This window comes from Pseudomonas lundensis, from assembly GCF_002269125.1.
Lineage (GTDB): Bacteria > Pseudomonadota > Gammaproteobacteria > Pseudomonadales > Pseudomonadaceae > Aquipseudomonas > Aquipseudomonas lundensis_A.
The window spans coordinates 110,680-129,878 of record NZ_NQKI01000010.1; the positions used below are offsets into that span (position 1 = coordinate 110,680).

At 57.3% G+C, this 19,199-nt stretch carries 20 protein-coding genes; 17 read left to right on the plus strand and 3 right to left on the minus strand.

From position 1 onward, the window contains the following. Window positions 1-56: 56 nt before the first annotated feature. The 17 genes from iscU (at window position 57) to CJF39_RS09055 (ending at window position 15,293) form a co-directional block, all read left to right on the plus strand. Window positions 57-443 carry a Fe-S cluster assembly scaffold IscU gene (gene iscU / locus CJF39_RS08975; protein ID WP_007929523.1) on the plus strand — a complete coding sequence of 129 codons (387 nt, stop codon included), beginning with the start codon at window positions 57-59 and terminating at the stop codon, window positions 441-443. A 62-nt stretch (window positions 444-505) separates the two neighbouring features. Beyond that, entirely contained in the window at window positions 506-829 is a 324-nt protein-coding gene (iscA, locus tag CJF39_RS08980; protein WP_047273844.1) for an iron-sulfur cluster assembly protein IscA, read from the plus strand. Window positions 830-837: 8 nt separating this feature from the next. After that, window positions 838-1,359, plus strand: a complete 522-nt coding sequence (gene hscB, locus CJF39_RS08985; RefSeq protein WP_094993091.1) for a co-chaperone HscB — start codon at window positions 838-840, stop codon at window positions 1,357-1,359. Window positions 1,360-1,409: 50 nt separating this feature from the next. Then, window positions 1,410-3,272, plus strand: coding sequence for a Fe-S protein assembly chaperone HscA (hscA, locus tag CJF39_RS08990; RefSeq protein WP_094993092.1), 1,863 nt, complete (start codon window positions 1,410-1,412; stop codon window positions 3,270-3,272). 3 nt (window positions 3,273-3,275) lie between these two features. Further along, window positions 3,276-3,617, plus strand: coding sequence for an ISC system 2Fe-2S type ferredoxin (gene fdx, locus CJF39_RS08995; RefSeq protein WP_094993093.1), 342 nt, complete (start codon window positions 3,276-3,278; stop codon window positions 3,615-3,617). Between the two features lie 107 nt (window positions 3,618-3,724). Then, window positions 3,725-3,925: a Fe-S cluster assembly protein IscX gene (gene iscX, locus CJF39_RS09000; RefSeq protein ID WP_003443363.1), complete on the plus strand. Its 201-nt coding sequence runs from the start codon at window positions 3,725-3,727 to the stop codon at window positions 3,923-3,925. 94 nt (window positions 3,926-4,019) lie between these two features. Next, a complete protein-coding gene (ndk, locus tag CJF39_RS09005; RefSeq protein ID WP_047273854.1) occupies window positions 4,020-4,445 on the plus strand; it encodes a nucleoside-diphosphate kinase in 426 nt (141 codons plus the stop codon). Window positions 4,446-4,473: 28 nt separating this feature from the next. After that, a complete protein-coding gene (rlmN, locus tag CJF39_RS09010; RefSeq protein ID WP_094993094.1) occupies window positions 4,474-5,610 on the plus strand; it encodes a 23S rRNA (adenine(2503)-C(2))-methyltransferase RlmN in 1,137 nt (378 codons plus the stop codon). A gap of 12 nt (window positions 5,611-5,622) precedes the next feature. Beyond that, entirely contained in the window at window positions 5,623-6,381 is a 759-nt protein-coding gene (pilW, locus tag CJF39_RS09015) for a type IV pilus biogenesis/stability protein PilW (RefSeq protein WP_094993095.1), read from the plus strand. Further along, window positions 6,381-7,379, plus strand: a complete 999-nt coding sequence (locus CJF39_RS09020) for a RodZ domain-containing protein (RefSeq protein ID WP_094993096.1) — start codon at window positions 6,381-6,383, stop codon at window positions 7,377-7,379. The genes pilW and CJF39_RS09020 overlap by 1 nt, the downstream gene beginning before the upstream one ends. 3 nt (window positions 7,380-7,382) lie before the next feature. Then, the gene (ispG, locus tag CJF39_RS09025; protein ID WP_094993097.1) at window positions 7,383-8,492 is read left to right on the plus strand and encodes a flavodoxin-dependent (E)-4-hydroxy-3-methylbut-2-enyl-diphosphate synthase; all 1,110 of its coding nucleotides are present in this window, start codon (window positions 7,383-7,385) and stop codon (window positions 8,490-8,492) included. 22 nt (window positions 8,493-8,514) lie between these two features. After that, the gene (hisS, locus tag CJF39_RS09030) at window positions 8,515-9,804 is read left to right on the plus strand and encodes a histidine--tRNA ligase (protein WP_047273862.1); all 1,290 of its coding nucleotides are present in this window, start codon (window positions 8,515-8,517) and stop codon (window positions 9,802-9,804) included. A gap of 41 nt (window positions 9,805-9,845) precedes the next feature. Beyond that, window positions 9,846-10,487, plus strand: coding sequence for a tetratricopeptide repeat protein (locus tag CJF39_RS09035; protein WP_094993098.1), 642 nt, complete (start codon window positions 9,846-9,848; stop codon window positions 10,485-10,487). Continuing rightward, window positions 10,480-11,631 (plus strand): outer membrane protein assembly factor BamB, encoded by a 1,152-nt coding sequence (gene bamB, locus CJF39_RS09040; RefSeq protein WP_094993099.1) that lies wholly within the window; start codon window positions 10,480-10,482, stop codon window positions 11,629-11,631. Before CJF39_RS09035 ends, bamB begins: the two co-directional genes overlap by 8 nt. A gap of 138 nt (window positions 11,632-11,769) precedes the next feature. Further along, window positions 11,770-13,239, plus strand: coding sequence for a ribosome biogenesis GTPase Der (gene der, locus CJF39_RS09045; RefSeq protein ID WP_047273868.1), 1,470 nt, complete (start codon window positions 11,770-11,772; stop codon window positions 13,237-13,239). A 123-nt stretch (window positions 13,240-13,362) separates the two neighbouring features. Then, window positions 13,363-14,511, plus strand: coding sequence for a pyridoxal phosphate-dependent aminotransferase (locus tag CJF39_RS09050; protein WP_094993100.1), 1,149 nt, complete (start codon window positions 13,363-13,365; stop codon window positions 14,509-14,511). Beyond that, window positions 14,499-15,293, plus strand: a complete 795-nt coding sequence (locus CJF39_RS09055) for an amidohydrolase (protein WP_094993111.1) — start codon at window positions 14,499-14,501, stop codon at window positions 15,291-15,293. Before CJF39_RS09050 ends, CJF39_RS09055 begins: the two co-directional genes overlap by 13 nt. Window positions 15,294-15,404: 111 nt before the next feature. On the opposite strand, the gene leuA is transcribed toward CJF39_RS09055, so the two are convergent. The 3 genes from leuA to xseA form a co-directional block, all read right to left on the minus strand. Next, window positions 15,405-17,084 carry a 2-isopropylmalate synthase gene (gene leuA, locus CJF39_RS09060; RefSeq protein WP_094993101.1) on the minus strand — a complete coding sequence of 560 codons (1,680 nt, stop codon included), beginning with the start codon at window positions 17,082-17,084 and terminating at the stop codon, window positions 15,405-15,407. 329 nt (window positions 17,085-17,413) lie between these two features. Beyond that, window positions 17,414-18,238 (minus strand): M23 family metallopeptidase, encoded by an 825-nt coding sequence (locus CJF39_RS09065; RefSeq protein WP_094993102.1) that lies wholly within the window; start codon window positions 18,236-18,238, stop codon window positions 17,414-17,416. 3 nt (window positions 18,239-18,241) lie between these two features. Next, a partial coding sequence (gene xseA / locus CJF39_RS09070; protein ID WP_094993103.1) for an exodeoxyribonuclease VII large subunit occupies window positions 18,242-19,199 on the minus strand: 958 nt, incomplete at its 5' end.

The window sequence follows — 19,199 nt, forward strand, 5'->3', positions numbered from 1 at the left end:
AACAGCAGCGTTCCAGCGGTTCCAGAGCGACTCTCTGATGAGTGAGGATTAGTACCATGGCTTACAGCGAAAAGGTCATTGACCACTACGAGAACCCGCGTAACGTCGGCAAGATGAACGCGGAAGACCCGGATGTCGGTACCGGCATGGTCGGCGCCCCGGCTTGCGGCGACGTAATGCGCTTGCAGATCAAGGTGAACGAACAGGGCATCATCGAAGATGCCAAGTTCAAAACCTACGGCTGCGGTTCGGCCATTGCTTCAAGCTCCTTGGCAACCGAGTGGATGAAAGGCAAAACTCTGGATGAAGCAGAGACCATCAAAAACACTCAGTTGGCTGAAGAACTGGCGCTGCCGCCTGTGAAGATTCACTGCTCGGTACTGGCTGAAGACGCTATCAAGGCTGCAGTCCGCGACTATAAGCAGAAGAAAGGTTTGATCTGATCCATTGCGCCCTTATATGGCGCCTATGTGGTGAAGAAACTGGCACGAGGTAAGGAGTCACGATGGCTATCAGCATGACAGAAGCGGCTGCCCGACATATTCGCCGCTCCCTTGACGGGCGCGGCAAAGGTGAGGGGATTCGTCTGGGTGTTCGCACCACAGGCTGCTCCGGCCTCGCCTATGTGCTGGAGTTTGTCGATGAAGTGGGCGAAGACGATCAGGTTTTCGAAACCCATGGCGAAAAAGTGATCATTGATCCAAAGAGCCTGACCTACCTTGACGGCACCGAGCTGGATTTCGTCAAGGAAGGCCTGAACGAAGGCTTCAAGTTCAATAATCCTAACGTACGCGGCGAATGTGGCTGCGGCGAGAGCTTCAACATTTGAGGCCAGTCGTGGGTACTCCTTGTCATTTTGCTTTGTTTGAACTGCAACCGAGCTTCAATCTGGATCTCGATCAGTTGGCTGCGCGCTACCGTGAGTTGGCGCGCGGAGTTCACCCGGATCGTTTTGCCGATGCTTCCGAGCGACAGCAGCGTCTGGCGCTGGAGCAGTCCGCTAGCCTTAACGAGGCCTACCAGACCCTCAAAACGCCATCCAGACGTGCGCGTTATTTACTCGAACTCAAGGGTAATGAGGTGCCTCTGGAAGCAACGGTGCATGATCCCGAGTTTTTGATGCAGCAGATGCAGTGGCGCGAAGAACTTGAAGATCTGCGCGACAGCGCCGACATGGCGGGTATTGCAGCTTTCAAGCGTCGACTGAAACTCGATCAGCAATCATTGAACGACAGCTTCGCTGCTTGTTGGGATGACGTGGCGCAACGTGAACAGGCAGAACGCCTGATGCGGCGCATGCAGTTCCTCGACAAGCTCACTTACGAAGTGCGCCAGTTAGAAGAGCGCCTCGACGATTAACTCCGTGCTTTTCCCATTGCACGCCTGATTACAGATAAGTCCTGATAACGATGGCCCTACTGCAGATCGCCGAACCCGGCCAAAGTCCTCAACCGCACCAGCGCCGTCTGGCTGTGGGGATTGACTTGGGCACTACCAATTCGTTGGTCGCTGCATTGCGCAGTGGCCTTTCCGAGCCTTTGGCTGACGCGAACGGCAACGTCATTTTGCCTTCTGCTGTGCGCTATCACCCTGATCGTATTGAGGTGGGTGAATCCGCCCGCCTGGCGGCTTGCGCCGACCCGTTCAATACAGTGCTGTCGGTCAAGCGCCTGATGGGGCGAGGCTTGTCCGACGTCAAGCAGCTGGGTGAGCAATTGCCTTATCGCTTTGTCGGTGGTGAGTCGCACATGCCGTTCATCGAGACGGTGCAAGGACCTAAAAGCCCGGTCGAGGTGTCGGCGGACATACTCAAGGTGCTGCGCGAGCGTGCCGAGAAAACCCTGGGTGGAGAATTGGTCGGTGCCGTGATTACGGTTCCCGCTTACTTTGACGATGCTCAGCGTCAGGCCACTAAAGATGCGGCCAAACTGGCCGGTCTGAATGTCTTGCGTTTGCTCAATGAGCCGACGGCTGCGGCGGTGGCTTACGGCCTTGACCAGTCGGCGGAAGGCGTTGTTGCTATCTATGACTTGGGTGGCGGCACGTTTGACATTTCTATCCTGCGTCTGACCGGTGGTGTGTTCGAAGTGTTGGCCACCGGCGGCGACAGCGCGCTGGGCGGCGACGATTTTGACCATGCAATCGCCAACTGGATGGTTGCCCAGGCAGGTTTGTCGGCCAATCTGGATCCCGGCACCCAGCGTCAATTGCTGCAAGCCGCCTGCGCGGCCAAAGAAGCGCTGACTGACGCACCAAGCGTGACTGTTACGTTTGGTAAATGGTCAGCCCAATTGAGCCGTGAAGCCTTCGATGCGCTGATAGAACCCATGGTCGCCCGCAGCCTCAAAGCCTGTCGTCGTGCCGTGCGCGACGCCAATATTGAAGTAGAAGACGTACAAGCCGTGGTTATGGTGGGTGGATCGACCCGTGTCCCGCGGGTGCGTGAAGCGGTTGCTGAAATGTTTGGTCGTCAGCCGTTGACGGATATCGACCCGGATCAAGTGGTTGCCATTGGTGCAGCGATTCAGGCCGATACCCTGGCGGGTAACAAGCGCGATGGTGGCGAGTTGCTGTTGCTGGACGTTATCCCGTTGTCCCTGGGGCTTGAGATCATGGGCGGCCTGATGGAGAAAGTCATCCCGCGCAATACCACGATCCCGGTGGCGCGTGCACAAGACTTTACCACTTACAAAGATGGCCAAACGGCCATGATGATCCATGTGTTGCAGGGTGAGCGCGAGCTGATCAGCGACTGCCGTTCACTGGCCCGTTTCGAGTTGCGTGGGATCCCGCCCATGGTGGCTGGAGCTGCAAAAATTCGCGTGACCTTTCAAGTGGATGCGGATGGTTTGCTCAGCGTGTCGGCCCGCGAAATGGGATCGGGCGTTGAAGCCAGTATTCAGGTAAAACCGTCCTACGGCCTGACCGACGGCGAAATTGCCAAAATGCTCAAGGATTCGTTCCAGTACGCCGGTGACGACAAGGTTGCGCGTGTGTTGCGCGAGCAGCAAGTCGATGCACAGCGTCTGATTGAAGCCGTGCAGGCCGCTCTTGAGGTAGATGGCGATCGTCTGCTGGATGCCGAGGAGCGCATGGTCATCGAACTGCAAATGCAGGCCTTGTCCGAATTGTTGAAAGGCACCGATGGTTACGCCATCGAGCAGCAGACTAAACGTCTGTCGCAAGTGACCGATGCCTTTGCTGCCCGCCGTATGGACTTGACTGTCAAGGCCGCTCTGGCAGGCCGCAACCTGAACGAAATCGAGGAATAACTGATGCCGCAGATCATTTTTCTGCCACACGCCGAGCATTGCCCGGACGGTATGGTTGTCGAAGCCGAGACTGGTAAGTCGATTCTCGAAGTGGCGCACGAAAACCATATTGAAATCGAAAGCGCCTGTGGCGGTGTCTGCGCTTGTACGACGTGCCACTGCATCATTCGCGAGGGTTTTGATTCGCTGGAAGAGGCTGACGAGCTGGAAGAAGACTACCTTGATCGTGCCTGGGGTCTTGAGGCGCAATCGCGGCTGAGCTGTCAGGCCAAGGTCGGGACTGAAGACCTGACTGTCGAGATACCGAAATACTCGCTCAACCATGCTGCCGAAGCGCCGCATTGATAATGATGCACGCCCTGCCTTGGCATGCCGGCTGTGTCAGGCAAGCCTGATATACAGTCGCCCCACGGTTTGGGACAGCATCAGTATTTGCTTATAAAGGAAGTCTCATGAGCCTTAAATGGGTTGATGTGCAGGAAATCGCGATTCAGCTGGCTGAAGCTCACCCAGATGTAGACCCGCTCACGGTCAACTTCGTCAAGCTGCGCAATCTGGTTATGGCACTGCCAGAGTTCGATGACATTCCTGATCGCGGAGGGGAAAAGGTCCTCGAAGCCATTCAGGGGTTGTGGATCGAAGAGGCTGACTAAGCCTGCAACGCACGCAATTATGCAATACCCCGGAACCCGCGTATAATTCGCGGGTTTAATTTTTCGCTTCAATCACTGTTTCTGGAGTTACACCATGGCTGTTCAACGTACTTTTTCCATCATCAAGCCTGACGCCGTTGCTAAAAACGTTATCGGTAAGATCGTTACTCGTTTCGAAGACGCTGGCCTGCGCGTTGTTGCTTCGAAAATGAAGCAATTGTCCAAAGCCGAAGCTGAAGGTTTCTACGCTGAGCACAGCGAACGTGGTTTCTTCGGTGATCTGGTTGCTTTCATGACTTCCGGCCCTGTTGTTGTTCAGGTTCTGGAAGGCGAAAACGCTATCGCTCGTAACCGTGAGCTGATGGGCGCTACCAACCCTAAAGAAGCAGCTGCTGGCACTATCCGTGCTGACTTCGCTGAATCCATCGACGCTAACGCTGTTCACGGTTCCGACTCCGAAGCAGCCGCTGCTCGCGAAATCGCTTACTTTTTCGCAGCTACTGAAGTAACCACTCGATAAGCATCGGCTTGTGAGTGAGGGTGAAGACATGATTGCAACGACTGGCAAAACTAACCTGTTGGGTCTGACTCAGCCGGAAATGGAGAAATTCTTCGACTCAATCGGGGAGAAGCGTTTCCGTGCCGGTCAGGTCATGAAGTGGATTCACCACTTTGGCGTCGATGATTTCGACGCCATGACGAACGTCAGCAAGGCCTTGCGCGACAAGCTCAAGGCCATTGCTGAAGTTCGCGGTCCTGAAGTCGTCAGCGAGGACATCTCCACCGACGGTACCCGTAAATGGGTCGTGCGTGTGGCGTCCGGCAGCTGCGTCGAGACCGTTTACATTCCCCAGGGCAAACGTGGCACTTTGTGCGTTTCGTCCCAGGCTGGCTGTGCCCTGGACTGCAGCTTCTGCTCCACCGGCAAGCAAGGTTTCAATAGCAACCTCACTGCCGCCGAAGTAATTGGCCAAGTGTGGATTGCCAACAAATCCTTTGGCAGCGTACCGGCAACCATCGACCGCGCCATCACCAACGTGGTGATGATGGGCATGGGCGAACCGCTGCTGAACTTCGACAACGTCATTTCTGCCATGCATTTGATGATGGACGACCTGGGCTATGGCATCTCCAAGCGCCGGGTAACCCTGTCCACTTCTGGCGTAGTACCGATGATCGATGAGCTGGCCAAGCACATCGACGTGTCGCTGGCGTTGTCGCTGCACGCACCCAATGACGAGCTACGCAGTCAATTGGTGCCAATCAACAAAAAGTACCCGCTTAAAATGCTGCTTGAGTCTTGCCGTCGCTACATGGCGACCCTGGGTGAAAAGCGCGTTCTGACCGTTGAGTACACCTTGCTCAAAGACGTGAACGACCACGTTGATCACGCGCGTGAAATGATCGAGCTGCTCAAAGACACGCCGTGCAAGATCAACTTGATCCCGTTCAACCCGTTCCCGCATTCCGGCTACGAGCGACCAAGCAACAATGCGATTCGCCGCTTCCAGGAACTGCTGCAAAACGCGGGTTACAACGTAACAGTACGCACTACCCGCGGTGAAGACATTGACGCGGCATGCGGGCAACTCGTAGGCCAGGTCAATGACCGGACACGTCGCAGCGAACGTCATATTGCTTCGATTGAAGCCGATCTGGCGCTTAACGCTGCTGCCCGACCTTAAGAGAGGAACGCTATGACCCTGCGCGTGGCGCTTTGTGTGGTGTTGGTCAGCGTGTTGGCTGGCTGCGTTTCATCGGGTGGATCAAACCCGTTGAGCACCGACAAGGGTCGCGATGCAGCGCGTCAGGCGTATGTGCAACTGGGGCTCGGCTATTTGCAGGAAGGTTTGGCCGAGCAGGCAAAGATCCCCCTGGGTAAAGCGCTCGAGCTCGACAAGCATGACCCGGACACCCACGCCGCACTGGCTTTGCTGTATCAGTCCGAAATGGAGTCCGAGCTTGCAGAGAACAGTTACCGTCAATCACTGAGTGCCCGCGCGCACGATGCGCGCACGCTCAATAATTACGGTAGCTTCCTGTTCGAGCAGCAACGCTATCAAGAGGCCTTTGCGCAGTTTCAGAAAGCCTCGACCGATAATCTTTATCCCGAACGCTCCCGTCTTTACGAAAATTTGGGTATAACGGCGCTCAAGCTTGGGCAACCTGATGTGGCTCGCAAGTACCTGGTAAAAGCGCTACGCCTGAATCCAAACCAGCCGCGAGCCTTGCTGGAGATGGCCGAATTGTCGTATCAGGACAGGCAATATGTGCCAGCACGTGAGTATTACGATCGTTTTAGCCTGCTTAGTGGGCAAAATGCACGTAGTCTATTGCTCGGCGCGCGGCTGGCGAGTGTCTTCGATGATCGCGCCACACCTGCAACGTTCGGCCAGCAACTACAACGACTTTATCCCGGCACGCCGGAATATCAGCAATACCTGTCGGAGCAATGATGAAAGCGGCGCAACCCGAAGTTCCAGCAGCGACTCGAGTCAATCCCGGTGAGACCTTGCGTCAGGCCCGTGAGAACAATGGATGGACATTGGCCGAAGTCGCCTTGAAGCTCAATCTCACGGTCAGCTCCCTGAGTAATCTTGAGGCGGGCGCATTCGACAAATTGCCCGGTCATACGTTTGCCCGTGGCTACATCCGGGCTTATGCCAAACTGCTGGGCATGGACCAGGCTGCGCTGGTGCATGAATTTGACGTCTACACCGGGACGGATTCGACCGGCAGCAGCGTTCACAGCCTTGGCCGTATCGAAGAGCCCGTACGTGTTTCGCATACCATCTTGCGTATCGTCAGCCTGATACTGCTGCTGGCTGTAATCGGTGGCGGCTTTCTCTGGTGGCAGGACCAAACGTCCATGCGCACAAAGGACCTGATCGGTCTCACGCCTGAACACGTTGAAGTGGAAGGCGCGGACGGTACAACCCAGATCCATCCGCTGGACGAGCCGGAAGATCAAGCCGTCGCTGAAGCGAAAACGGAAGGTGACGCGGCTGTCCCCGTCGAACCTGCAGGCGACCAGACCGGGGCGACAGCTTTAACGCTCCCGGCAGCGCCTGAAGCGGCCGTTGCTGTTGCCCCGGCGCCGGCTATTCCTGCGCCAGTGGCTCAAGCTGCGCCAACGCCGGTTCCTCCAGTAGCGCCTGCCTCTGCGGTCGCTCCCGCCGCGCCAGTGACTGAAACAGCCCCCGCAGTGGCGGGTGCTGGCAAGGTGGGCGTGCAGTACACCGCTGATTGCTGGACTCAGGTCACCGATGCGAATGGCAAAGTGCTATTTGGCGGCCTGAAGCGCAAGGGCGAAAATCTTGAAGTGAGCGGCAAGCCTCCACTAAGCCTGCGTCTGGGTTATGCCCGGGGTGCGCAAGTGACCTACAACGGTCAGGCAGTGGATGTGGCTCCTTTCACCAGTGGCGAGACTGCTCGCCTGAAGCTAGGTCAATAAGTCATGCACGGCGAATCACCAATCAAGCGTCGCGAATCGCGCAAAATCTGGGTCGGCTCTGTGCCGGTAGGTGGCGATGCCCCTATCGCGGTTCAAAGCATGACCAACAGTGACACCAATGATGTTGCAGCTACCGTTGTGCAGATCAATCGCCTTGAAGCCGCAGGCGTCGATATCGTGCGCGTTTCTGTACCAGACATGGATGCTGCCGAAGCGTTTGGTCGCATCAAGCAACTGGTCAAGGTGCCATTGGTTGCCGATATTCACTTTGACTACCGCATCGCGTTGCGTGTCGCCGAGCTGGGCGTGGACTGCCTGCGTATCAACCCCGGAAACATCGGTCGCGAAGACCGTGTCCGTGCGGTTGTGGATGCAGCACGTGATCGGGGTATCCCAATTCGTATTGGCGTGAATGCCGGCTCCCTCGAAAAGGATCTGCAAAAGAAATACGGCGAACCGACACCTGCCGCGCTGGTCGAGTCGGCACTGCGTCACGTGGAACACCTTGAGCGCCTGAATTTCCAGGACTTCAAGGTCAGCGTGAAGGCGTCCGATGTGTTCATGGCCGTAGAAGCCTATCGCTTGCTGGCCAAAGAAATCGTACAGCCCTTGCACTTAGGGATCACCGAGGCGGGCGGATTGCGCTCCGGCACAGTGAAATCTGCAGTGGGCCTAGGTATGCTGCTCGCCGAAGGCATCGGCGATACCATCCGTATCTCGCTGGCGGCCGACCCGGTGGAAGAAGTGAAAGTCGGATACGACATTCTCAAATCCCTGCGTTTGCGTTCCCGCGGGATCAACTTCATCGCGTGCCCGAGCTGTTCGCGCCAGAACTTCGACGTGGTAAAAACCATGAACGAGCTGGAAGGGCGCCTTGAAGATTTGTTGGTCCCCTTGGATGTTGCTGTGATCGGCTGTGTGGTAAATGGCCCCGGCGAAGCCAAGGAAGCCCACGTGGGCCTGACCGGCGGTACGCCAAACCTGATTTATATCGACGGTAAGCCGTCGCAGAAGTTAACGAATGAAAATCTGGTGGATGAGCTCGAAAAACTGATCCGCCAGAAAGCGGCCGAAAAGGTCGAAGCCGACGCAGCTGTCATTGCGCGCGGCTAATCAAACGAATTAAGGATTTTTTGTGAGCAAGTCACTGCAAGCCATTCGTGGCATGAACGACATCCTGCCCGAGCAGACGCCCCTATGGCGTTTTTTTGAGGGCAAGGTCGCGCGGCTGTTGGATAACTACGGTTACAAACAAATCCGCATGCCGATCGTTGAGTTCACCGAGCTGTTCAAACGCTCAATCGGTGAAGTGACCGACATTGTCGAAAAAGAGATGTACACCTTCGAAGACCGCAACGGCGATTCGCTGACCTTGCGTCCCGAAGGCACCGCGGCCTGCGTGCGTGCTGTACTAGAGCACGGCATCACGGGCGGTGGTCAGGTTCAAAAACTGTGGTACGTCGGTCCGATGTTTCGCCACGAGCGTCCTCAAAAAGGCCGTTATCGCCAGTTCCATCAGGTGGGTGTCGAGGTGTTCAACCTTGACGGTCCGGACATTGATGCCGAGCTGATCGTGCTGACCTGGCGCCTGTGGGGCGAGCTGGGTATTCGTGACGCAGTCAAACTTGAGCTCAACAGTCTGGGCACCAGCGAAGCCCGTGCCCGTTATCGTGCCGCCCTGGTTGAATACCTGACGTCGCGCCTGAGCGAACTGGACGAAGACAGTCAGCGCCGTCTCAAATCCAATCCGCTGCGTGTTCTGGATACCAAGAATGCGGATACACAGGCAGTTCTGGTTGACGCTCCCAAGCTGGTGGACTACCTCGACGAAGAGTCCCGCGTGCACTTTGAAGGCCTCAAGGCGCGTCTCGATGCGGCAGGCATACCTTACGTCATCAACCCGAAACTGGTTCGCGGGCTTGATTACTACAGCAAAACCGTATTCGAGTGGGTCACTGACAAACTCGGCGCTCAGGGCACCGTCTGTGCTGGTGGCCGCTATGACGGCCTGGTTGAGCAAATGGGTGGCAAACCCACCTCGGGTGTTGGTTTCGCCATGGGTATCGAGCGCCTGATCCTGATGCTGGAAACCCTTGAGCAAATCCCTGAAGAAATCTCGCGTCAGGTCGATGTGTACCTGTGCGCCTTCGGTGAAGCTGCTGAATTGGCCGCACTGGCCTTGAGCGAACGTGTTCGCGATCAGTTGCCGAACCTGCGCCTGCAAGTCAATGCCGGCGCGGGCAGCTTTAAAAGCCAGTTCAAGAAGGCCGACAAGAGCGGCGCGTTGTATGCGCTGATCCTGGGCGACGACGAATTGGCCCGGCAAGTGGTAGGTGTCAAACCCCTGCGTGGCCAGGGCGAACAACAAACTATTGCCTGGGATGCTCTTTCAGAGCACTTGGCCACCTGCGTCGTGCAGGGTTGAAGCTGTAAAAACAGCCGATTTATCGAATAAGGAGTGTTGGGGTGTCGAGTAACGATGATGATCAGCTGGGCGAGTTGAAAGACTGGTGGCAGCGCAACGGCAAACCCCTGGTCACTGGCGGCTTGCTGGCGCTGGTGGTGGTGTTCGGCTGGCAGGCTTGGCACAAATATCAGAGCAATCAGTCGCAGGGTGCGTCGATTCTCTACCAACAACTGCTTGAAACCACATTGACGCCCAATGGCCAGCCTGACGCTGCGCAAGTTGCGGATCTGGCCAACAAGCTGAAGAGCCAGTACGGCGGCAGCGCATACGCGCAATTTGGCGGTCTGTTTGTGGCCAAGGTCGCGGTTGACAGCGGCAAGCTGGATGACGCGGCCAATGAGCTGAAAATTATCGTCGACAAGCCTGCCAATGCCACGTTGGGCGAAGTGGCGCGTCAGCGTCTGGCCCAGGTTCTGGCTGCACAGAACAAGGTGGATGAAGCCTTGAAGCTGCTGGAAGGTGATTCGGACAAAGCATTCCTGGCCAGCCGTGAAGAGCTCAAGGGCGACCTTCTGGTTCAGCAGGGCCGTACTGATGACGCACGTGCAGCCTACGAAAAAGCCAAGGCGGCGCTCTCGGATGAGGCGGCAGTCGGCGGCTTACAAATCAAGCTCGACGACCTGGCCAAAGGGGATGCGTAACGTGATTCGTTGGAAACATGCAGCATTGCTGGCTCTGGCCATTTTGGCCGCGGGTTGCAGCAGCAACAGCAAAAAAGAACTGCCACCGGCCGCGCTGACCGACTTCAAAGAAGAAGTCGTTTTGCAAAAGCAGTGGAGCCGTTCGATTGGCGATGGCCAGGGCAAAACCTACAACATGCTGGTGCCAGCCGTTGAAGGTAATACCCTGTACGCCGCCGATGTAACGGGTGTCGTGATGGCGCTGGACCGTATGAACGGCGACGTCAAATGGAAAAAGGACCTGGAACTGCCTGTGTCCGGTGCTGTTGGCGCCGGTTATGGTCTGGTCCTGCTGGGTACCCTGCAAGGTGAAGTGGTTGCGCTTGACGCCAGTTCTGGCGAAGAAAAATGGCGCTCCCGTGTTACCAGCGAAGTCCTGGCTCCGCCTGCAACCAACGGCGACGTGGTTGTGGTTCAAACCCAGGACGATCGCCTGATCGGCCTCGATGCCTCGACCGGCGACCAGCGCTGGACCTACGACAGCACGCCGGGTGTTCTGACCCTGCGTGGAACGGGTGCCCCCGTGGTGACCAATCACTTGGCGGTGGCAGGTCTTTCCACCGGTAAAGTGGTGGCGCTGGACACTCGTAATGGCGTGCCGGTATGGGAACAGCGTGTTGCCATCCCGCAAGGCCGTTCCGAGCTGGAGCGCATAGTTGACATCGACGGTGGTCTGCTACTGTCCGGTGGCACGCTGTATGTCGCCAGCTATCAGGGCCGCATGGCTGCACTGGAACTTGAAAGCGGCCGTGTGCTGTGGCAGCGCGATGCATCCAGTTATGCCGGTGTCGCACAAGGTTTTGGCAGCGTCTATGTCAGCCTGGCGTCCGGCACTGTTGAAGGCGTCGACGAGCGTTCGACCACCGCTTTGTGGAGCAACGAATCTCTGGCCCGCCGTCAGCTGTCGGCACCGGAAGTGTTCTCCAGCTATGTAGCGGTCGGCGACATGGAAGGCTATCTGCACCTGCTGAGCCAGGTCGATGGGCGTTTCGTAGGCCGTACCCGCATTGACAGCGATGGCCTGCGGGCACGTCCGCTGGTGGTCGGTGACATGATTTACGTGTTTGGTAACAGCGGCAAACTGGAAGCCCTGACCATTCGCTAAGGCGTCTATGCTTGAGGCTCTAGGGCCTCAGGCAGCCTTGCTCTGGCAAGGTTTGCGGCACATTTGTGCTGTTCCGAACTCTGGCCGCTGCCCTGCAGCGGCTTTTGTATTTTTTGAAATAACGAAGTGGAGAGCCGCATGGTTCCCGTAATCGCCCTGGTGGGCCGACCAAACGTCGGCAAGTCCACCTTGTTCAACCGCCTGACCAGGACTCGCGACGCCATCGTCGGCGACTTGTCCGGTCTGACCCGTGATCGCCAATACGGTGAGGCCAAGTGGCAAGGGCGTTCCTACATTCTGGTCGACACCGGTGGTATCTCCGGTGACGAGCACGGTATGGACGAAAAGATGGCCGAGCAGTCACTGCTGGCCATTGAAGAAGCAGATGTGGTGCTGTTCCTGGTAGATGCCAAGGCGGGTTTCACTGCCGCTGACCAGATGATCGGCGAACACTTGCGCAAACGAAACAAGCGTTCCTACGTGGTAGCTAACAAGGTCGATAACATCGACCCGGACATGGCACGCGCAGAATTCGCACCGTTGGGCATGGGCGACGCAATCCCTATCGCCGGTGCACACGGCCGCGGTATCTCGCAGTTGCTCGAAGTGGCGTTGTCCTCCTTCCCGCGTGACGAGGATGATGCCGAAGAAGGCGAACCTGAAATCGTTCTCGAAGGCGAGGAAGCCAAGCGCATTCCGGGTCCGGGCGAAAAAGACGGTATCAAGATCGCGATCATCGGTCGTCCGAATGTCGGCAAATCGACACTGGTCAACCGCATGCTCGGTGAAGACCGTGTAATCGTGTACGACCAGCCAGGCACTACCCGAGACAGTATTTACATCCCGTTTGAGCGTAACGACGAAAAGTACACGCTGATCGACACGGCTGGTGTTCGCAAACGCGGCAAGATCCACGAAGAAGTTGAAAAATTCTCCGTGGTCAAAACGCTGCAAGCGATTAAAGACGCCAACGTGGTGATCTTTGTCATGGACGCGCGCGAAGGCGTAGTGGATCACGACCTGAACCTGTTGGGCTTTGCGCTGGAGGCCGGTCGCGCTCTGGTCATCGCAATCAACAAATGGGACGGCATGACCCCAAGCGAACGCGACTACGTCAAGACCGAGCTGCAGCGCCGCCTGTTCTTCGTTGACTTTGCCGACATCCACTTCATCTCGGCGCTGCACGGCACGGGCGTGGGTAACCTGTACCAGTCGGTGCAGAACTCCTTCAAGTCTGCGGTGACACGCTGGCCGACCAACCGCCTGACTCAGATCCTTGAAGATGCGGTAGGCGAGCACGCGCCGCCGATGGTCAACAACCGCCGTATCAAGCTGCGTTATGCCCACTTGGGTGGTGCTAACCCGCCGATTATCGTGATTCACGGTAACCAAGTTGAGAAGGTGCCGAAGTCTTACGTCCGTTACCTTGAAAACACCTACCGCCGTGTCTTGAAACTGGTCGGTACGCCGATCCGCATCGAGTTCAAAGGTGGCGAGAACCCGTACGAGGCGAACAAAAACTCGTTGACCGACCGTCAGGTCAACAAGAAGCGCCGCATGATGTCGCACCACAAGAAAGCCGAGAAAAAACGCAAAGACAAGCGCTGATAGCGCAACGTCGACGCGTAATGAGAAAGGGTCCCAACGGGCCCTTTTTCGTGCCGGGTGTTTGGGCTATCCTCGGTGAGTCCTGTGCCGCAGTCAGTGCCGGGAACTCAACAGGGAACGGCCATGATAACCAGCAAGTTGCCGAACGTCGGCACCACTATCTTCACGCGCATGTCGCAGCTCGCGACGGAAACCGGCGCACTCAACTTGTCTCAGGGCTTCCCTGACTTTGATGGCCCGCAAGCGTTGCGTGATGCCGTCGGTCAACACATTGCCAGTGGCCACAATCAATATTCCCCGATGACCGGTTTACCCGCGCTGCGTCAGCAAGTGGCTGCCAAAATAAGCCGCAGCTATGGCGTTAAAGTGGATGCGGACGCTGAAGTCACCATCACGCCGGGTGCGACCCAAGCCATTTTCTGTGCCATTCAGGCCGTGATCCATGCGGGTGACGAAGTCATCGTGTTCGACCCGTGTTATGACAGTTACGAGCCTTCAGTCGAACTGGCCGGTGGCCGTTGCGTTCATGTGCCGCTGGCACTGGATGATTTCTCCATCGATTGGCAAAGACTCAGTGAGGCCCTTAGCCCACGCACGCGGATGATTATTCTCAACAGTCCTCACAACCCGAGTGGCGCGCTAATCAGCCGTCGGGAACTGGACCAGTTGGCGAAACTTATCGAAAACCGTGACATCTACCTCATCAGCGATGAGGTGTATGAACATTTGGTGTTCGACGGGGTGCCCCACGTCAGTGTTTTGTCACATCCCGAGTTGTACCATCGCGCATTCGTTGTCAGTTCTTTCGGCAAGACATACCACGTCACGGGCTGGAAAACCGGCTATGTGGTTGCGCCGCCCGCCTTGACGGCAGAGCTGCGTAAAGTGCACCAATACGTCAGTTTTTGCGGGGTGACGCCGCTGCAATATGCGCTGGCCGATTTTATGGCAGCCTGCCCGCAGCATGTCGAAGAACTGCCCGCTTTTTACCAGGCCAAGCGTGACCTGTTTTGTGATTTGTTAAACCCATCGCGCTTTACCTTCAAGCCGGTGGCAGGGACTTACTTTCAATTGGTTGATTACTCCCTTATTCGTCCGGACCTTAATGATGTCGACATGGCCGTGTGGCTGACCCGCGAGCATGGCGTGGCGACAATCCCGGTTTCGGTGTTCTACCAGACCCCGCCCGAAGGGCAGCGGCTGGTTCGCCTATGTTTTGCGAAACGCGAGGAGACGCTGCGTGAAGCAGCAGAAAAACTATGCGTGATCTAAGTGGTTTACCCGATTTAACTGTGGCGCTGGTCCAGACCACACTGGCCTGGCATGACCGTCAGGCCAATTTCGATCATTTCGATGAGCTGTTGCAGCAGGCCGCGGGCGCGGACCTGGTAGTGCTGCCTGAAATGTTCACCACCGGTTTCAGCATGGACTCCAAAGCCCTGGCTGAAGCAGAAAATGGCCCAACTACCCAGTGGTTGCGCGATCAGGCCAAAAAACTCAATGCCGTCGTGACTGGCAGCGTCATTATTGAAGCGGCTGATGGCAGCCATCGCAATCGACTGCTGTGGGCCCGTCCGGATGGTGTCGTGCTGCACTACGACAAGCGTCACCTGTTCCGTATGGTGGGCGAGCACGAACACTTTACCCCCGGTGAGCGTCAGGTTCAGTTTGAAGTGAAGGGCTGGCGAATCAGGCCGTTGATTTGTTACGACCTGCGCTTCCCGGTCTGGAGTTGCGATCCCCATGACACCGATCTGTTGCTTTACACCGCCAACTGGCCGGGGGCGCGGCGTCTTCACTGGAATCGCCTGCTGCCTGCACGCGCCATTGAAAACCTCTGTTACGTCGCTGCAGTGAATCGGGTCGGGGCGGATGGGAAAGGGCTGGTGTACACGGGTGACAGCCATATTCTCGATTTTCAGGGCGAGTCGCTGCTCAGTGCGGGTGAGGCAGATGGTGTGTTTCAAGTCAGCTTGAATGCCGGTGAACTCGCTGCTTACCGTGAGCGTTTTCCGGCTGACCTCGATGCGGATGAGTTCGAGCTGAAAGTCTGAGGGCAACCCCCGGCCTGCCTGCGCAACCGGGCGGCGAGGGTGTTGAGTGTGTGGCGTGCAAAAAAGCCCCCATGGCGTTCACCATGGGGGCTTTTGTGTAGCTGGCGTGCGTTACGCGGCTTTTGCCTCGGCTTCGCTCAGTGCGCGGTTCAGTGCGCTGAACAGGGCTTTGAAGCTGGCTGTGGTGATGTTTTCATCGATGCCCACGCCATGCACGGCACGCTCGCCGTTGACACGCAGTTCAATGTAGGCCGCCGCTTTGGCATTGGTGCCCGCCCCGATTGCATGCTCGTTGTAATCCATGATCTCGGCCTTGACCGGTAAGCCCGCTACCAGCGCCTCCAGAGCGCCATTGCCTTTGCCGCTCCAACGCAGGTTGGTTTCGCCCGCGCCCTTGGCGGACACCTCGACGTCGACGGCGCTGTGGCCGTTCTCTTCTTGCAACCGATGGCTCACCAACGCGTAAGGCGTGTTGGCTTGCAGGTATTCGCTGTGCAACAGGCTGTGAATCTGCTGCGCGGTCATCTCCAGGCCCAGACGGTCGGTTTCGCGTTGCACGACCTGACTGAACTCGATTTGCATGCGGCGCGGCAAGCTGATGCCGTATTCCTGCTCGAGCAGGTAAGCAATACCGCCTTTGCCGGATTGGCTGTTCACACGAATCACTGCTTCGTAGCTGCGACCGATGTCAGCCGGGTCGATAGGCAAGTAGGGGACTTCCCACAATGCGTCCGGTTTCTGCTGCGCGAAGCCTTTGCGGATAGCGTCCTGGTGCGAGCCGGAGAAGGCCGTATGCACAAGATCGCCCACATACGGGTGACGCGGGTGGACCGGAATCTGGTTGCACTCTTCGACGACTTTGCGCACGCCATCGATGTCCGAGAAGTCCAGTTGCGGGTCCAGGCCCTGTGTGTACATGTTCAATGCCACCGTCACCAAGTCGACGTTGCCGGTGCGCTCGCCGTTACCAAAGAGGCAACCTTCGACACGGTCAGCGCCCGCCAACAGGCCCAGTTCGGTGGCCGCTACGCCGGTGCCCCGGTCGTTGTGGGTGTGCAGGCTGATGATGACGCTGTCGCGACGATTGATATGGCGACCGAACCACTCGATCTGGTCGGCATAAATATTCGGCGTGGCGCATTCAACCGTGGCAGGCAGGTTGAGAATCATCTTGTGCTCCGGGGTCGGGTTCCAGACCTCGATCACGGCGTCACAGACTTCTTTGGCAAACTCCAGCTCAGTGGCGCTGAACGTTTCGGGCGAGTATTCAAAGGTCCACTGGGTTTCGGGCTGTTGCGCGGCGTATTTGACGAACAGCTTGGCTGCGCTGACGGCGATCTCCTTGATGCCGTCCTTGTCCTGATTGAACACGATTCGGCGGAAGGCCGGGCAGGTCGCGTTGTACAAGTGAACGATGGCCTTTTTTGCTCCGCGCAATGATTCAAACGTGCGCGCGATCAAGTCTTCACGGCCCTGGGTCAAGACCTGAATGGTCGTGTCATCCGGTATATGGCCGTCTTCAATCAAGGTGCGCACAAAGTCGAAATCGGTTTGTGAAGCGGCCGGGAACGACGCTTCAATCTCTTTCACGCCCACACTCACCAGCGTCTTCCAGAAGCGCAGCTTCTTGGTGGCATCCATCGGTTCGATCAGCGACTGGTTGCCGTCGCGCAGATCGGAACTGCACCAGATAGGTGCTTGAGTGATGGTTTTCGACGGCCAGGTCCGGTCAGGCAAATCAATGACAGGGAACGGCCGGTACTTCGAAGACGGGTTTTTGAGCATGGTCATCAGGCAATCCTTATTGTACGAGCCGAAAAAAGGCGGCTAACCGGAGATACAAAGCAGAGGGGCGAGGCACCGCAATCAGCTTTGCAGTCGTGCGCTGACGAGGCAAAGGCTGCGATGTTGACGTTGCAGAATGAGGGTGTGAGAGGTTTTCATGGCCTCAACCCTAACCATTGGCAGGGAGGATGGCAAGCGGCCAAAAAACTTTGAGAGAAATGCTCTTAAATGACATTTTTTCGAAGGTAAATAGCGCAATCTAATTTATTTGTTGCTGTGGATTGCGCTACATAAAGAGTCGTCGACGTTTTGTGCTGTGTGGCTGTGTGCAAATGTTACGGCTGGAAAGCGCCAATGAAAATCGCCGGATCGACGCGCGCATCATTCAGGCTGAGGTTCCAGTGCATGTGCGGTCCGGTGGCGCGGCCGGTTGATCCAACCCTGCCCACGACATCACCCCGTGCCAGTTGCTGCCCGACCTGGGTGTCAACCTTCGACATGTGACAAAACATGCTGATGAAGCCCTGGCCGTGATCGACAAACACCGTATTGCCATTGAAGAAATAATTGCCGATCAAAATCACCTTGCCTGCGGCGGGCGTTTTGATCGGCGTACCTGCAGGCACGGCAAAATCCAGACCCGCGTGTGGGTTACGTTCTTCGCCATTAAAGAAACGTCGCACCCCGAACTTGCTCGACAGGGGGCCAGTAACCGGTTTATCCAGCAGCAGGTTGCTCGGCGTATTAGGGCTGAACGTGCGGTAGGCCTTGATCTGAATGGCCAGCTCGTTGTCGATGCGTTTGATGTCAGCGGGGTTCGGGTTGACCTGACGCTGATTTTTCAGCGTGATCCGTTGCTCGGGGTATTTTTTGTGGCCAACAGTGAAATTCAGGTCTTGGCCTCCCGTGCTGATGGACTGAGTACCGGGTTTGACGGTTAACGGGATACCAACGATGGCACGCCAGGTGTCCTGTTCCTTGACCACCAGCACCGGTTTGCCCTGGTAGGTGGCTTTGGGCGCCTGTACGCCGTTGCCCAGTTCAATTACGGCCACGCCCCCTGGCACCGGTTTATTGAGTAGGCGGGTGATGTAACTGTCAGCCGCGTGCGCGTTGACAGTCAGGCATAGCAACAAAAAGGCAGAAGCGAAACGCAGCATCGATTAATCCAGTAGTGAAAGGGTGACAGGCGTGAGGTGATTATCCTCGACGCGCACGTGGAGTTCGCCTTCACCGAGCTTGGCTTTCAGGCGTTGGCCATTGTGGGTTTGTTCGGCACTGCGGATGGCGTTGCCTCGCTCGTCAAGCAGAATGCTGTAACCGCGGCCCAAGGTAGCCAGCGGGCTGACCACATTCAGCGTCTGCATCTGACTGTGCAACTGCAGGCGACGGGCTTTCAAGCCTTCACGCATGGCCCGCGGCAAGCGTTCGGCCAAGCTGTCGAGGCGTTGACGCAAGAGGGCCAACTGACGGCCGGGATGCTGGCCTGCCAGACGAGTTTCCAGACGAATCAAGCGTTCGCGACGCGTATTGAGGCTGCGTTCAAAGGCCCGTCGCATGCGCATATCCAGGTCATCCAGACGTTGCGCTTGCTGGCGCAGACGTTCCCCCGGGTGACGCAAGCGGCGCGCGAGCCCGTCAAGGCGCAGGCGTTCGCGCATCAAGCGATCACGCATACGCATCATCAGACGCCTGTGCAGGCTTTCAATACGGTGCTGCAAGTCGCTGGAATCCGGGGCCAGCAATTCGGCGGCGGCAGACGGTGTAGGCGCGCGCACATCGGCCACGAAGTCACTCATCGAGACATCGGTCTCGTGACCGACAGCGCTCACAATCGGGGTTACACAGGCATCGATGGCGCGGGCCACGGCCTCTTCGTTGAAACACCACAAGTCTTCCAGGGAGCCGCCGCCACGGGCCAGGATCAGCGCATCAAAGCCGCGCGCGTCGGCCATTTTCAACGCGCGCACGATCTGCGCAGTGGCTTCGCGTCCTTGGACGGCGGTAGGAATCAGGGTCAGCTCGACGTGAGGTGCGCGCCGGCGAAATACGCTGATGATGTCGCGAATCACCGCGCCGGTGGGCGAACTGACAATCCCGATACGCTGCGGGTGGGCGGGC